The following is a 12,831-nucleotide window of genomic DNA, read 5'->3' as shown; positions in this document are numbered from 1 at the left end:
CCATGGCCCTGGAAGACGCAAAGACCCAGATCGACCACGCCTTCACCCGCACCGACCTGAAGGGGCCGAGCTTCGAGAACGTCTTCGGCGGCGCCGCCTCGTTCCTGCGGCGCAAGTACACCAAGGATCTGACCGGGGTCGACATCGCCATCACCGGGGTGCCCTTCGATCAGGCGGTGACCAACCGCACCGGCACCCGTCTCGGGCCGCGCGCGCTGCGCGAAGCCTCGCTGCTGCAACCCTGCGACGCACCCTATGGCTGGGGCTATGACGTGCTGAGCGAATGCGCCATCGCGGATTACGGCGACCTGGCCTTCGACTATGCCAATGTCGCCGCCTTTCCCGCCACGCTCGAAGCGCATATCGCCGGGATCCTGGCGGCCGGGGCGGCGACGGTGACGCTCGGGGGGGATCACTTCATCACCCTGCCGATCCTGCGCGCCTACGCGGCCCGGTTCGGGCGGCTGAGCGTGATCCAGTTCGACGCCCATACCGACACCTGGGCCGATGACGACATGGCGCGGATCGACCATGGCACCTTCATGTACAAGGCGGTCAAGCTCGGCCTGGTCGACCCGGCGCGGTCGGTGCAGATCGGCATTCGCACCGACAACCCCGATCCGCTGGGCTTTCACATCCTCGATGCGCGCGAGGTGCACCGCATCGGCCCCGAGGCGGTGGCGGTGCGCGCCCGCGAGATCGTCGGTGACGCGCCCTGCTACGTGACCTTCGACATCGACGCGCTCGACCCGGCCTTCGCGCCGGGCACGGGCACGCCGGTCTGGGGCGGGCTGAGCAGCCACCAGGCGGCGGTGATGCTGCGCGGGCTGGCGGGAATCGACCTCAAGGGCGGCGATATCGTCGAGGTGTCGCCCCCCTTCGACCCCACGGGCGCCACGGCCATCGCCGGGGCGCATGTGGCGACGGAACTCCTGTGCCTCTGGGGCTGGACCCGGAGACAGGGCCGGACGGCGGGCTAGGCGAAATCTCGCGGAGGCGCGGTTTGCGCCTTTTCCTGCCGCCGGGAATCGTGTGAACAGGCCCGGACGCCCCTGCGCGGGACGACCGGGCCCGCGCAACCGGGCGCGCCGGGGCCGCGAGGCCGATGCGAAAGGATAGGATCGGTGAGGATGTTCTTCTGGCTAATCGTGCTTGTCGTCGTCGCGGGCCTTGCCTGGATCCGGCTCGCGCCCTCCGATCCGGAGGTGTGGAACGTCGATCCCAAGGTGACGGCGGATCAGGACCTTGCCAGCGGCGTGCGCCGTCGCATTCCCGGTGGCGAGGACAGCTTCGAGGCCCTGCACCGCATCGTGCTGGAAACGCCCCGGACCGAGGTTCTTGCCGGCTCTCCCGGGGACGGGCGCGTGACCTACATCACCCGGTCGCTCTGGATGGGCTTTCCCGACTACACCACGGTGCAGCAGGGTGAAGGGTCGCTCGAGCTCTATGCCCGCCAGCGGTTCGGCACCTCGGACATGGGGGTCAACAAGACCCGCGTCGACGACTGGCTGAGCCGGCTGTCCGCCGCGGCGGAGTGATCCGGACGCCGCGCGCTCAGCCCTTCGGGCGGGCATAGCGCGGAGCGTTTTCCGCAAAGGCGGCCATCTGCTCCGCGAGCGCCTCGCAAAAGGCGGGCCGCCGCGTGGCGCGGGTGACATAGGCATCGAGCACCGGCACCGCTTCGACAAGGCCGCTGCCGCGCAGGCTGCGCAGCACCGTGACCATGGCGATATCGGCGACGGTAAAGCGGTCGCCGACCAGCCAGTCCGCCGTGCCCAGTGCGGCCGCAAGCTGCCCCAGACGCCTTTCCACCATGGCGCGGATTTCCGGACGCAGCGTCTCGGCCGCATCCTTGTTGCGGGAAAAGAACAGCATCGCGATCATCGAGACCGGCGGCTCCACCGTGTTGAGCGCCGTAAAGAGCCAGGACAGCGCGCCGTCGCGTCCCTCCGGGTCGGCGGGCAGCAGCGCGTCGCCACCGTCCTGCGCGATGCGCCACAGGATCGCGCCGCTTTCGAACATGCCCGTGCCGTCGCACTCCAGAACCGGCACCTGCCCGAAGGGCTGGCGGCTCAGGTGGTCGGGCGCGGTCTGGCTGCCCTGCGCCAGCAGGGTGACCTCGTAGGGTTTGCCCGCCTCGCGCAGCGCCCAGCGGACGCGCAGATCCCGGACCAGCCCCTGTGCGAACTCCGGCACCCAGTCATAGGCCGTCACGCGGTATTGCGTTGTCATGTCGGGGGGCTCCCTTGCCGATCCATTGATAAGGTTGATATCAACCCTATCCGTGCCTGTCAAACTCTCCCACCCGGCGCGGCGATGCGCGGGCGGGCTTGACCGCCGCGCGGTTTCGGGGGCATCAGGGCGCCATGGTTCCCGCAGAACGCCTTCACCAGATCCGCGAACGGTTCGAATATCTCGAAGCCCGCATGGCCTCCGGAACGGGGGATATCGCCGCGCTCGGGCGCGAATATGCGGAGCTGCGCCCGGTGGTCGAGCAGATCGCCAACTGGGAACGCCTGCGCGCCGATCTTTCCGAGGCCGAGGCGATGCTGTCCGACCCGGAGATGAAGGCGCTCGCCGAAGAGGAACTCCCCCAGCTTCGCGCCCTGCTTCCCGAGGTCGAGCATGCGCTGCAACTGGCGCTGCTGCCGCGCGACGCCGCCGACGCCCGCCCGGCGATCCTGGAAATCCGCCCCGGCACCGGCGGCGAGGAGGCGGCGCTGTTTGCCGCCGACCTCGCGCGGATGTACCAGCGCTACGGCGACAGCCGCGGCTGGCGCTGGGAGGTGATCGAGGAGCAGGCGACCGAGATCGGCGGTCTCAAGGAACTGGTGGTGCGGATCGAGGGCGAGAACGTCTTCGCCCGGCTCAAGTACGAAAGCGGCGTGCACCGTGTCCAGCGCGTGCCCGAGACCGAATCGGGCGGGCGCATCCACACCTCCGCCGCCACCGTTGCCGTGCTGCCCGAAGCCGAGGCGGTCGACATAGAGATCGCCGCCGGCGACATCCGCATCGACACGATGCGCGCCTCCGGGGCAGGGGGACAGCACGTCAACACCACCGATTCCGCCGTGCGCATCACCCACCTGCCGACCGGCATCGTGGTCACGAGCTCCGAGAAATCCCAGCACCGCAACCGCGAGATCGCGATGAACGTGCTGCGCGCGCGGCTTTACGATCTGGAGCGCCAGAAGGCCGCCGATGCCCGCGCCTCGGACCGCAAGGCGCAGGTCGGAAGCGGCGACCGCTCGGAGCGCATCCGCACCTACAACTTTCCCCAGGGCCGGATGACCGATCACCGCATCGGCCTGACACTTTACCGGCTCGAACAGATCATGGGCGGCGATCTGGACGAGATCGTCGATGCGCTGACCGCCGATGCCCAGGCCGCGCAGCTTGCGGAGATGGGAGCGTGACCGGCTCGGCCATCCTGTCCGAAGCCACGCGGCGCCTGACCGAGGCGGGGGTGCCCGATGCCGGGCGCGATGCCCGGCGCCTTCTGGCGCATGTGCTGAAGGTGCCTGCCGGGCGCCTGACCCTGTTCCTGCCGGAACCCGTCCAGCCCGAACTCCAGGTCCTCTACAAGGTTCTGATCGACCGTCGCGCCGACCGGGTGCCGGTGTCCCATCTCACCGGGCGGCGGCTGTTCTACGGCCGCGACTTCCTCGTCACGCCCGAGGTGCTCGACCCGCGCCCGGAAACCGAGATCCTGATCGAGGCGGCGCTGTCGGCGCCCTTCAAGCGGGTGCTGGACCTCGGCACCGGGTCGGGCTGCATCCTGCTCACGCTGCTGTCGGAACGCGAACAGACCACCGGGGTCGGCACCGACCTGTCGGAGGCCGCGCTCGACGTCGCCTTCTGGAACCGCAACGCGCTGAAACTCGAACCGCGCGCGGCGCTGGCCCGGGGCGACTGGTTCGGCGCGCTCGGCGGGGCGCCCGAACGCTTCGACCTCATCGTGTCGAACCCGCCCTATATCGCGCTTTCCGAAATGTCGGGCCTCGCCCCCGAGGTGCGCGACCACGAACCCCGCATGGCGCTGACGGACGAAGCCGACGGGCTTGCCGCCTACCGCGCCATCGCCTCGGGCGCGGCGGGCCATCTGCGCCCGGGCGGGCGGCTGCTGGTGGAAATCGGCCCCGCGCAGGGCCGCGCCGTGGCCGATCTGTTCCGCGCGGCGGGGCTGCAGCGCGTCAGCGTGATCCCCGATCTCGACGGGCGCGACAGGGTGGTCGCCGCCGCGCTCGACCCGTCCTGAGGGCGAAAACCCGCGAAAACATGCCGGATTCCCGGTATCCGGCGCGGTTTAGCACTTGTCACGAAGGGTCGGACATGACAATCAGGGTGCAGTCGGATCGGTGGATGCCTCGCGGCGGTCCCGACCGGCCTTAACCCCAAATCGGTGTGACCCGGCCGGAAACGGCGCGCAACGCGCAGCAGGGGGTCACCGGCACAGTCCGTCAACAAGGCTGATAGCAGAACAGATGCGATCCTCGAAATCCCGCTCGCGGTCGAAGAACAACCGCAACCGCAACAGCAACTCGCTGGGCAACGTCGTCAACCGCGTGTTCGACAGTTCGGGCCCCGAAGGCAAGGTGCGCGGCACGCCGCAGCAGATCATCGACAAGTACAACCAGCTCGCCCGCGATGCGCAGCTCGCCAACGACCGCGTGGCGACCGAGAACTTCCAGCAGCACGCCGAACATTACATGCGCATGCTCTCCGAAGCGCAGCGCGAGGCGGATCAGCGCCGCGAGCAGCAGGAACGTGAGAACCGCGAGCGTCAGGCCCAGCGGGACCGCGACCGCGGCGACCAGCGCGACCAGCCGCGCTCCGACTCCTCCGACGACCAGGGCAACGGCTCCGGTTCGGACGCGCAGCCCGACCAGAGCCCGGCACAGGCGCCCGCACCGGCACCGGCCGCAGCGCAGACGCGCAGCCAGCCCGACGTGCTCGACGTGGCGGGCGAGGATGGCGAAGCCGACAGCGGTCTCGTCGAAACCCCGGAGAACCGCGTCGCGGCCGCCCCGGCGGAAACCCCGGCCGAACCGCCCGCGAAGAAGCCGCGCGCGCCGCGCCGTCCCCGCAAGCCCAAGGCCGCGCCCGCAGAGGCCGCCCCGGCAGCGGATGCCGCGCCCGCGCCCGAAGGCGGCAGCGACGACAGCTCGTCCAAGGCCGCGGGCTGATCCACCGGCCGGAGGGCCCGCCGTCCGGCGGTCCGCCGGTCAGCCCAACTCCCGTGCCAGGGCGCAGAACTGCTCGAGCGACACCTGTTCGGCGCGCTCGGTCGGTTCGATCCCCGCCGCCAGAAGCCGCGACTCGATGTCCGGCGCCAACCCCTTCAGCGCCGCGCGCAGCATCTTGCGCCGCTGGTTGAAGGCGGCGGCGACCACCCGCTCCAGAACCTTCGCGTCGGCCGGAAAGCGCGGCTCGGGCAGAGCCCTGAGATGCACCACGGCCGAGGACACCTTCGGCGGCGGCGTGAAGGCCGAGGGCGGCAGGCTCAGCACGATCCGCGCCTCGCAACGCCATTGCGCCAGAAGCGCCAGGCGGCCATAGGCCTTGGACCCCGGCGCGGCGACGATGCGCTCGGCCACCTCGCGCTGGAACATCAGCGTCAGGGTCGTCCAGACCGGCGGCCAGGAGGCCGGCGTCAGCCAGCGCACCAGCAGTTCCGTCCCGACATTGTAGGGCAGGTTGGCGCAGATCGCGATGGGCGGGGTCAGGTGCGCCAGCGGATCGACCTCCAGCGCATCCCCCGAAATCACCTCGAGACGACCGGGGTAGGCCGCCGCGATCTCCTCCAGGGCGGGCAGGCAGCGGCTGTCCTTCTCGATGGCGAGCACCCGCCGCGCGCCTTCGGACAGAAGCCCGCGCGTCAGCCCGCCGGGGCCGGGACCGACCTCCAGCACATCCATGCCCGCCAGGTTCCCGGCCGCCCGCGCGATCCGCGCGGTCAGGTTCAGATCCAGCAGAAAATTCTGCCCCAGCGACTTCTTCGCCGACAGCCCGTGCGAGGCGATCACCTCGCGCAGGGGGGGCAGGTCATCGATTCCGCTCATGTCTTCTTCGGTTTCCAAATATCCCGGGGGTGTGGGGGCTGGCCCCCACGTATACCTGCGTGCGGGGGCTGGCCCCCACGTATACCTGCGTGCGGGGGCTGGCCCCCACGTATACCTGCGTGTGGGGGCTGGCCCCCACGTATACCTGCGTGTGGGGGCTGGCCCCCACGTATACCTGCGTGCGCGCGCGACACCTCACCGCATCCCCACGTCATGCCGCGCCCCCGGCCATGCGCCAGGCCATCCGCAGCGCCTCGACCGTGGAGGAGGGGTTGGCCAGGCCCTTGCCCGCGATGTCGAAGGCGGTGCCGTGATCGGGCGAGGTGCGCACGAAGGGCAGGCCAAGCGTGACGTTCACGCCCTCGTCGAAGGCCAGCGTCTTGATCGGAATCAGCGCCTGGTCGTGATACATGCAGACCGCGGCGTCGTAGCCGGTGCGCGCGGCGGCGTGGAACATCGTGTCGGCGGGCAGGGGGCCGCGCAGGTCCATGCCCTCGGCGCGCAGCCGTTCCAGCACCGGCACGATCAGCTCGATCTCTTCCCGGCCCATGCGCCCGCCTTCGCCCGCGTGGGGGTTGAGACCCGCCACGGCGATGCGCGGGGCGGGGATGGCAAAGTCCCGGATCAGCGCCGCATGGGTGATCCGCAGCCGCGCCTCCAGCAACGCCGGGGTGAGGGCGGCGGGCACCTCTGCCAGCGCGATGTGGATGGTCGCGGGCACCACCCGCAGCGCGTCGGAGGCGAGCATCATCACCACCTCCTCGACCCCGCCGAGATGGGCGAGAAACTCGGTATGGCCGGGATAGGCGAACCCCGCCCCTTCGGCCAGCGCCTGTTTCGAGATCGGCAGCGTGCAGAGCCCGGAGGCCGCGCCGCTCAGGCAGAGCGCGACGCCCCGTTCGATGGCGGCGACGACACCGGCGGCCTGCGCCGGTTGCGGCCGTCCCGGCACGCGCGGTCCCGGCATGGCAAGCGGCAGCACCGGCAGGCCGCGCAGGGCGGCGTCGGCGACCTCGGCCATGTCCTGCACGACGACATGCGGCACCCGCCCCGGCAGATGCGCCGGGTCTCCGATCCAGGCGAACGGCAGCGCGCCGCCGAGCCTGTCCCACGCCGCTTCGGCCAGTTCCGGACCGATGCCCGAAGGCTCCCCGCAGGAGACCGCCAGCGGTGCCGGGGTCATTTCACGACGATGCGGGCGTCGGCGCGCAACTGCGCGAGATAGCTGTCGGCAAGCGCCGAGAGGCGGCGGTTGCGCAGGCCCAGCGTCACCTGTTCGCGATCCGCATCTTCGGCGACCTTGGCCGTGCGTCCGCAGAGCATGAGGAACACCAGCGTCTGCCCGTTCGACCGCGTCAGGGCCGTCGACACCTCGCCCTGGTCGAGCTTGGAAAGCTCGTAGGCGATGTCGGTCGGAATCTCGGAGGGCGGCAGGGTGCCGCGGTCCAGCACTTCGGGCGGCTGGCCCTTGGCGACGCCGTAGAGATCGTCGCAGCGGTCGACCTTCTGCGCCAGCACCCGCGCCCGCGCGAGGGTTTCGGGCGACCGGCCGCCGGGCATGTAATAGGCGGCATAATCCACGGCGGCGATTTCCGGCGGGTTGTAGCCGGATTCCTCGATGTCGCGAAGCTGGAACAGGGCGATGGCGCCGGGGATCGGGATCGGCGCGGTGACCTCGCCGGGGGCGAGGCCCAGCAGCAGCGGCTGAAGCTGCGGCGGCAGTTCCGTGAGGTCGCGCCACGGCAGCCGGCCACCGGCGCCGCGGGTGGCGGTCGCGGAATATTGCCGCGCGGCCGAGGAGAATTCGGATTCCGAGGTCATTGCCGCGATCCGGTCGGCGCGGGCGCGCACCGCCTCGTCCTGGCCCGGCGGGATCGGCATGATGAGTTCGGAGAGCAGCACGCGGATGTTCGACCCGCCGCCGGCCCCGGCCAGCGCGCGGTCGATCTCGTCCTCGGTCACGTTGGCGCGGGGGGCAAAGCGGGTCTGCACCACCTGGCGCCAGGCCACCCCGGCGCGCACGAAGTCGCGGAAGGTCTGTTCGGCCACGCCGCCGCGCTCCAGCACGGACACGAATTCCTCGCGGCTGAGCTGGGCACGCCCGGCGAATTCCTCCATCCCGTCGGCAACTTCCTCGGCGGTCGGGTCGATGCCCATGGCCAGCGCGGCCTGCAGCTTCAGCCGGTCCTCGATCAGTTGTTCGCGCGCCAGTTCCTGCGGCTTGCCCGGCGAGTTCAGCAGCGTCAGCATCCGCGCGCGCTGGTCGATCTCGAAGCCGGTGATCACCTGTTCGTCCACGATGATCGCGGGCGCAAAGGCGCCCTGGGCCGGGGCCGTCTGCGGAGCGACCGACAGCGCAAGGCCCGCCGCGAGCGTGAGGGACCGGATAAGTCGGGCCGGGGTCAGTTGCATTGGCGTCGATACTCCTTGTCGCTTTGGCTCGTGCCGAATCCGGTCAGCGCGACGGTCAGGCCGAAGGTCGTGGACGGCTCGAGGTTAGTGGACGAGGCGAACTCGCGCGAGACCGAAACGTCCACCTGAACACACTCGTTGCGGTATTGCAGGCCAAGCCCCGCCTGGTCAAGCCGACGGTCGGCGAGGTCGTAGCTCCAGTCGGTGGAGCCGGTCCAGTGGCGCGACAGGCGATAGGTGCCGTCGAAGCTCCATTCCGACTGGGTCTCGTCGCGGTCCTCGAGCGGATCGGCGACCAGCAGAACGTAGCTCGCGCCAAGGTCCATGCGGGCGTTGGACCAGCCGGCGCGGGCCTCGGCCTTGGAAAATTCCGCGCTGTCGTCGAGCAGGCCGCGCGCCGAGATCGACAGGCCGAGCGGATGGGTGAACCCGCCCGCGAGCAGCCAGTCCGAGGTGTCGGCATCCAGCCCGGAGGACCGGGAGAGGTCGGAATCCAGCCGGTCGCGCCAGACCCGGCCCAGCGTCAACCCCGCGGTCCAGCCCGCCGGCGCCTCGTGCAGCCAGCGCAGGCCGGCGGCCAGGGTGCGGCCGCGTTCGCGCCGGTCGGCGGCGGGAAAGCGCGACAGGCTCAGAAGGTTGGCCTCGTCGAATTCGACGCGGGTGCTTTCGTCGTTGGGAATGTCGGGCTGTTCGCCGCCGACCCAGCCGTATTGCAGCACGGGTTCCAGCAGGGTGCGCCCGTCGCCGGCGCGGCGGATCAGCGGCCAGCGCAGTTCGAGCGCGGCACCGGGGGTCAGTTGCGAGATGTCGGGATCGAAGGCGGCATCCTGGCGGATCACGTAGCGGTCGGCCCAGAGATGCGTCGAGACCCCGGCGCGGATCCCGCCGGCCAGCGTCCAGCGCCGCTGCCATTCCGCCGACAGCCCGAGCCGCGCCACGTCGCGCCCGTCGGTGATGCCGTCGGCATCCGGCCCGTCCACGTCCAGTTCGGAATTCCGGTAATGCCCGTGCAGTTCCGCCCCCAGCCGCAGCTCTCCGCCGAACCGCGCGGGGAACATGCGCCATTCCGCCCGGGTGTTGGTCACGAGCGAGGGCAGGGTGTCGTCATCCTCGGAGGCGAGCAGCGACTGGTACTTGGTGATGCTCGACCGCAGCAGGCTGTCGCGCTGGACGCGGGTCAGGGTGACGTTGCTCGCCAGCCGCTCGGTGGAATCATAGTCGTAATCGTTGAGATAACTCTCGTCCGACACGGTCTGCAGGTCGAAATCGAGCGTGAAATCCTTGCCCAGCCCGAAATTGCCCTGCGCAAAGAGATAGCCCCGCGTCTGGTCCGAGATCAGCGTGTCGCGGGTCAGCGCGGTGTTGACCTTGAGATCGCCGTTGACGAAGGCGCGGCGATAGCGCGCCTCGAGCGTCTTGGTCACGGGCGAGACATAGGGCGTGAGGGTGATGTCCTGGTGATCGCCCAGCGGAATGAAATAGGGCAGCTTGATGCCGAAGCCGAGCAGGGTGGAGCTTTCCACCGTCGGGATCAGGAAGCCGCGCGCGCGTTTCAGCGTCGGGTCGGGCAGGCGCATCCGGGGCACCCAGAAGATCGGCACGTCCAGCACCCGCACCTGGGCATTGTCGAAATAGAGCTGCTGTTCCTCTTCGTCATGGACCACCCGCGAGGCGCGGATCTGCCACAGCGGCACTTCGTTGCGTCCGCAGACCTGGCAGGAGGTCACGGCGACCCGCGACAACTGGGTGTAGCGCCCGTCGACCCGGCGTGCCTCGATCGCGGCAAGCTGGAGCTGTTCGTCCAGCACCATGCGGGCGCCGCGCAGAAGGCCGTTGCGAAAGCCCTGGTCCAGCTCGGCCGAGTCGGCGAGCAGGAGGTTGCCTTCGGCATCGGTCAGGCGCAGCGGACCCTCGATCTGCAGGGTCTCGGTCTGCTGGTCGTAGGTGATCCGCGTCGCGGTCAGGCGCATGCCGTCGTGCAGCGCCTCGACATTGCCGGTGGCGACAAGGCGCTCGCCGTCGGCGACAAAGACTTCGTCGGCGATCAGCAGAGCGGCATCGCCCGAATCCTGCGCGTCCTGCGCCCCGGCGGGGGACAGGGACAGCGCGACCAGCGCGAGCGCGGCAAGGAGGCGGGGCAGTCTCATCCGTCCTCCATCTGCAGAACGAGGCCGAGCGCGAGCAGAAGCGAGGCGACCGGGGGAATCCAGGCGGCCAGCACGGGATTGAGCTGGCCGTTTTCCCCCATGATCTGCGCGAAGTTTCGCACGTAGTAAAGCCCGAAGCCCAGAAGAACCGCCGTCAGCACGGAAACGCCCGTGCGCGCCAGCCGGGCGGGTTTCATCGTCACCCCGGCTGCCACCAGCACCATCGCGACGAGGAACAGCGGCCGGGCCAGTTCCATCTGCATCCAGACGGCGTAGCGACGCGCGGAAAATCCTGCCTCTTCAAGCCCTTGTATAAAGGTTCTCATGTCCCAGACCGGGATGGCCGAGGGTTTGCCGAAACGGTCGCGGATGCTGTCCTGCGTGAGGGTCGAGGGCACGCGCAGTTCCTCGTGGGTGGCGGCGTTCGCCTCGGGGTTGAGACCGGCGGTCAGCGGCCAGGCCTTGGCGCGGGTCAGCACCCAGGCACCGCTGTCCAGATGCGCCTCCTCGGCCTCGATCCGGCGGACAAGCCCGCCCTGCGGCGCATAGGCAAAGAAGCTGACGTCGAAGAGAAGGGTGGCGTCGGGATTGGTGCGCGCGGCCCGGATCACCGTCTGGCCCTGCTCGCCGCCCTGCCGCAGCCAGAGCCCCTCGGTGCCGATGGACAGGACGGAGGACCCGCCGTTGTCGTAGAGTTCGGACAGATCCGCCGCCCGTTTCGAGGTCGCGGCGACGATGGGATTGCCCATCGCCACGGCCAGTCCGCCGATGATCGCGGTCACCGCCACCGGCCCGGCAAGCGCCACCAGCCCGGACCGGCCGGTCGCCCGCGTCACCACCAGTTCCGAACTGCGCCCGAGCGCCACGAAGAGCGACACGGAGGCGAGGATCATCACCAGCGGCAGGATGGTATAGAGCCCCTCGGGCAGGTTCAGCGCGACGACCTGCACCACCTGTCCGAAGCCCACCTCGTTGCCGAAATTGCGCAGCTGTTCGACAAGGTCGACGAGGGCGAGGAAGATCGCGAAGACGATGAGGATCGCCGAGAAATACCACAGGAAGCGTCGCGCGAAGTAGAAATGCAGTATCATGCGGCGGCCTCCGCGGCCGGGGGCGCGGCTCTGCCGGGCCGGAACGGTTTCGAGGCGCGCCAGAGCAGGAAGACCGCGATCCCGAGTCCGACGAGGCTCGGCAGGTAGATCAGCGGCCAGAGCGCGGGGTTGGCGCGCACCGGATCGCTCACGCCGCTTTCGACCAGCTTGATGAAGACCAGAAGAAAGATCGCGCCCACCACCTGCTTCGTCACGCCGAACCGCGAATAGCTTGCCGTCATCAGCGTGGCGTAGCCGATCAGCGCCGCGACGAGGCAGAGCAGCGGTTGCTGGAAGCGGCTGTGCGCCTCTTCGAGGATCTCGCCGGGGGAATCGTTCACCTCCTCGGCCACCGCCTCGGTGCGGGTCAGAAGCTCCAGCGTGGGGACCTGGCGCGCGCGGCGCTTCGGCGTGCCGGTGCCCGCGATCAGTTCCGAGATGTCATAGGTCAGATCGGTGAAATTGGTGGTCGAGAGGGTCTCGTTGCGCAGGTTCAGCGTCTGGGCCATGCCCGACACCATGGCGAGGCGGGTCTGATCCTCGTCGCGCAGGATATAGGCGGTTTCGGCGGTATAGGTCGTGGCGCGGGTCTTCGAGCGGCGATCGGACAGGAAGACGTCGTGCAGCGCGCCGTCCTCGGAAATGTCTCGGATGTAAAAGGTCACGCCCCTGGCCGGGTGCAGGAAGGTGCCCTCGTGCAGAAGCTTGGCGGTGAGGGAGGTGGAAATCTCCGCCTCGCGGTTGCGCAGCTGCGCGATGGAGGCGGGGACGAGCACATGCGTCAGAACCGACATCAGCACCGCGATCAGCACGCCGAAGGCCAGCACCGCCCGCGCCATGCGCCAGGGCGAAAAGCCGGCTGCCTGCACCACGGTGATCTCGGAATCGTTGGACATGCGGTTGGTGACGTAGACCGCCGCGCCGAAGGCCGACATCGGCACCACGATGGCAACGACGCCGGGCAGGCTGAGGATGGTGAATTCCAGGAAGATGCCCGCCGAATGGCCGTCCGCGATCAATCGGTCGAACAAAGTCACCGCGCGGTTGACCCAGTAGATCAGCACCAGCACGAGCGAGAAGAATCCGAACAGGACGATGAGCTGCGACAGCATGTATCTG

Annotated in this window: 12 protein-coding genes; 5 read left to right on the top strand and 7 right to left on the bottom strand. The window is 69.5% G+C overall.

The window, feature by feature from the left end; all coding sequences use genetic code 11:
* The first annotated feature begins 2 nt into the window (after window positions 1–2).
* Both speB and ACN0RJ_RS05920 read left to right on the top strand, forming a co-directional pair.
* Window positions 3–980 carry an agmatinase gene (speB, locus tag ACN0RJ_RS05925; protein ID WP_417723686.1) on the top strand — a complete coding sequence of 326 codons (978 nt, stop codon included), beginning with the start codon at window positions 3–5 and terminating at the stop codon, window positions 978–980.
* A 150-nt stretch (window positions 981–1,130) separates the two neighbouring features.
* Window positions 1,131–1,538, top strand: coding sequence for a DUF1499 domain-containing protein (locus tag ACN0RJ_RS05920; protein ID WP_417723685.1), 408 nt, complete (start codon window positions 1,131–1,133; stop codon window positions 1,536–1,538).
* 16 nt (window positions 1,539–1,554) lie between these two features.
* Here the strand turns inward: ACN0RJ_RS05920 and ACN0RJ_RS05915 are convergent, their stop codons facing one another.
* The gene (locus ACN0RJ_RS05915) at window positions 1,555–2,232 is read right to left on the bottom strand and encodes a glutathione S-transferase family protein (RefSeq protein ID WP_417723684.1); all 678 of its coding nucleotides are present in this window, start codon (window positions 2,230–2,232) and stop codon (window positions 1,555–1,557) included.
* Between the two features lie 134 nt (window positions 2,233–2,366).
* Between ACN0RJ_RS05915 and prfA the strand changes: the two genes are divergently transcribed.
* The 3 genes from prfA (at window position 2,367) to ACN0RJ_RS05900 (ending at window position 5,186) form a co-directional block, all read left to right on the top strand.
* A complete protein-coding gene (gene prfA / locus ACN0RJ_RS05910) occupies window positions 2,367–3,416 on the top strand; it encodes a peptide chain release factor 1 (RefSeq protein WP_417723683.1) in 1,050 nt (349 codons plus the stop codon).
* Entirely contained in the window at window positions 3,413–4,258 is an 846-nt protein-coding gene (prmC, locus tag ACN0RJ_RS05905) for a peptide chain release factor N(5)-glutamine methyltransferase (RefSeq protein WP_417721185.1), read from the top strand. Before prfA ends, prmC begins: the two co-directional genes overlap by 4 nt.
* Before the next feature lie 226 nt (window positions 4,259–4,484).
* Window positions 4,485–5,186 carry a DUF4167 domain-containing protein gene (locus ACN0RJ_RS05900; RefSeq protein ID WP_417723682.1) on the top strand — a complete coding sequence of 234 codons (702 nt, stop codon included), beginning with the start codon at window positions 4,485–4,487 and terminating at the stop codon, window positions 5,184–5,186.
* 39 nt (window positions 5,187–5,225) lie between these two features.
* On the opposite strand, the gene rsmA is transcribed toward ACN0RJ_RS05900, so the two are convergent.
* The 6 genes from rsmA to lptF form a co-directional block, all read right to left on the bottom strand.
* Window positions 5,226–6,062, bottom strand: coding sequence for a 16S rRNA (adenine(1518)-N(6)/adenine(1519)-N(6))-dimethyltransferase RsmA (gene rsmA, locus ACN0RJ_RS05895; RefSeq protein ID WP_417723681.1), 837 nt, complete (start codon window positions 6,060–6,062; stop codon window positions 5,226–5,228).
* Window positions 6,063–6,273: 211 nt separating this feature from the next.
* Window positions 6,274–7,245, bottom strand: coding sequence for a 4-hydroxythreonine-4-phosphate dehydrogenase PdxA (gene pdxA / locus ACN0RJ_RS05890; protein WP_417721188.1), 972 nt, complete (start codon window positions 7,243–7,245; stop codon window positions 6,274–6,276).
* Complete coding sequence (locus tag ACN0RJ_RS05885; RefSeq protein ID WP_417721189.1) at window positions 7,242–8,474, bottom strand: peptidylprolyl isomerase; 1,233 nt, start codon at window positions 8,472–8,474, stop codon at window positions 7,242–7,244. Before ACN0RJ_RS05885 ends, pdxA begins: the two co-directional genes overlap by 4 nt.
* On the bottom strand, window positions 8,465–10,621 hold the full coding sequence (locus ACN0RJ_RS05880; protein WP_417721190.1) for an LPS-assembly protein LptD: 2,157 nt from the start codon (window positions 10,619–10,621) through the stop codon (window positions 8,465–8,467). The genes ACN0RJ_RS05885 and ACN0RJ_RS05880 overlap by 10 nt, the downstream gene beginning before the upstream one ends.
* On the bottom strand, window positions 10,618–11,712 hold the full coding sequence (lptG, locus tag ACN0RJ_RS05875; protein ID WP_417723680.1) for an LPS export ABC transporter permease LptG: 1,095 nt from the start codon (window positions 11,710–11,712) through the stop codon (window positions 10,618–10,620). Before lptG ends, ACN0RJ_RS05880 begins: the two co-directional genes overlap by 4 nt.
* Complete coding sequence (gene lptF / locus ACN0RJ_RS05870; RefSeq protein ID WP_417721292.1) at window positions 11,709–12,824, bottom strand: LPS export ABC transporter permease LptF; 1,116 nt, start codon at window positions 12,822–12,824, stop codon at window positions 11,709–11,711. Before lptF ends, lptG begins: the two co-directional genes overlap by 4 nt.
* Window positions 12,825–12,831 lie beyond the last annotated feature (7 nt).

This window comes from Salipiger sp. (assembly GCF_048261495.1).
GTDB lineage: Bacteria > Pseudomonadota > Alphaproteobacteria > Rhodobacterales > Rhodobacteraceae > Salipiger.
Note: the sequence above shows the minus strand (reverse complement) of the source record. Positions and strands in the feature narration are given on the sequence as shown.

Coding starts and splice junctions, on each gene's coding strand:
- pdxA (WP_417721188.1), bottom strand. CDS start 7,245: ATGACCCCGGCACCGCTGGCGGTCTCCTGCGGGGAGCCTTCGGGCATC.
- speB (WP_417723686.1), top strand. CDS start 3: ATGGCCCTGGAAGACGCAAAGACCCAGATCGACCACGCCTTCACCCGC.
- ACN0RJ_RS05880 (WP_417721190.1), bottom strand. CDS start 10,621: ATGAGACTGCCCCGCCTCCTTGCCGCGCTCGCGCTGGTCGCGCTGTCC.
- lptF (WP_417721292.1), bottom strand. CDS start 12,824: ATGCTGTCGCAGCTCATCGTCCTGTTCGGATTCTTCTCGCTCGTGCTG.
- ACN0RJ_RS05885 (WP_417721189.1), bottom strand. CDS start 8,474: ATGCAACTGACCCCGGCCCGACTTATCCGGTCCCTCACGCTCGCGGCG.
- ACN0RJ_RS05920 (WP_417723685.1), top strand. CDS start 1,131: ATGTTCTTCTGGCTAATCGTGCTTGTCGTCGTCGCGGGCCTTGCCTGG.
- ACN0RJ_RS05900 (WP_417723682.1), top strand. CDS start 4,485: ATGCGATCCTCGAAATCCCGCTCGCGGTCGAAGAACAACCGCAACCGC.
- lptG (WP_417723680.1), bottom strand. CDS start 11,712: ATGATACTGCATTTCTACTTCGCGCGACGCTTCCTGTGGTATTTCTCG.
- rsmA (WP_417723681.1), bottom strand. CDS start 6,062: ATGAGCGGAATCGATGACCTGCCCCCCCTGCGCGAGGTGATCGCCTCG.
- prfA (WP_417723683.1), top strand. CDS start 2,367: ATGGTTCCCGCAGAACGCCTTCACCAGATCCGCGAACGGTTCGAATAT.
- ACN0RJ_RS05915 (WP_417723684.1), bottom strand. CDS start 2,232: ATGACAACGCAATACCGCGTGACGGCCTATGACTGGGTGCCGGAGTTC.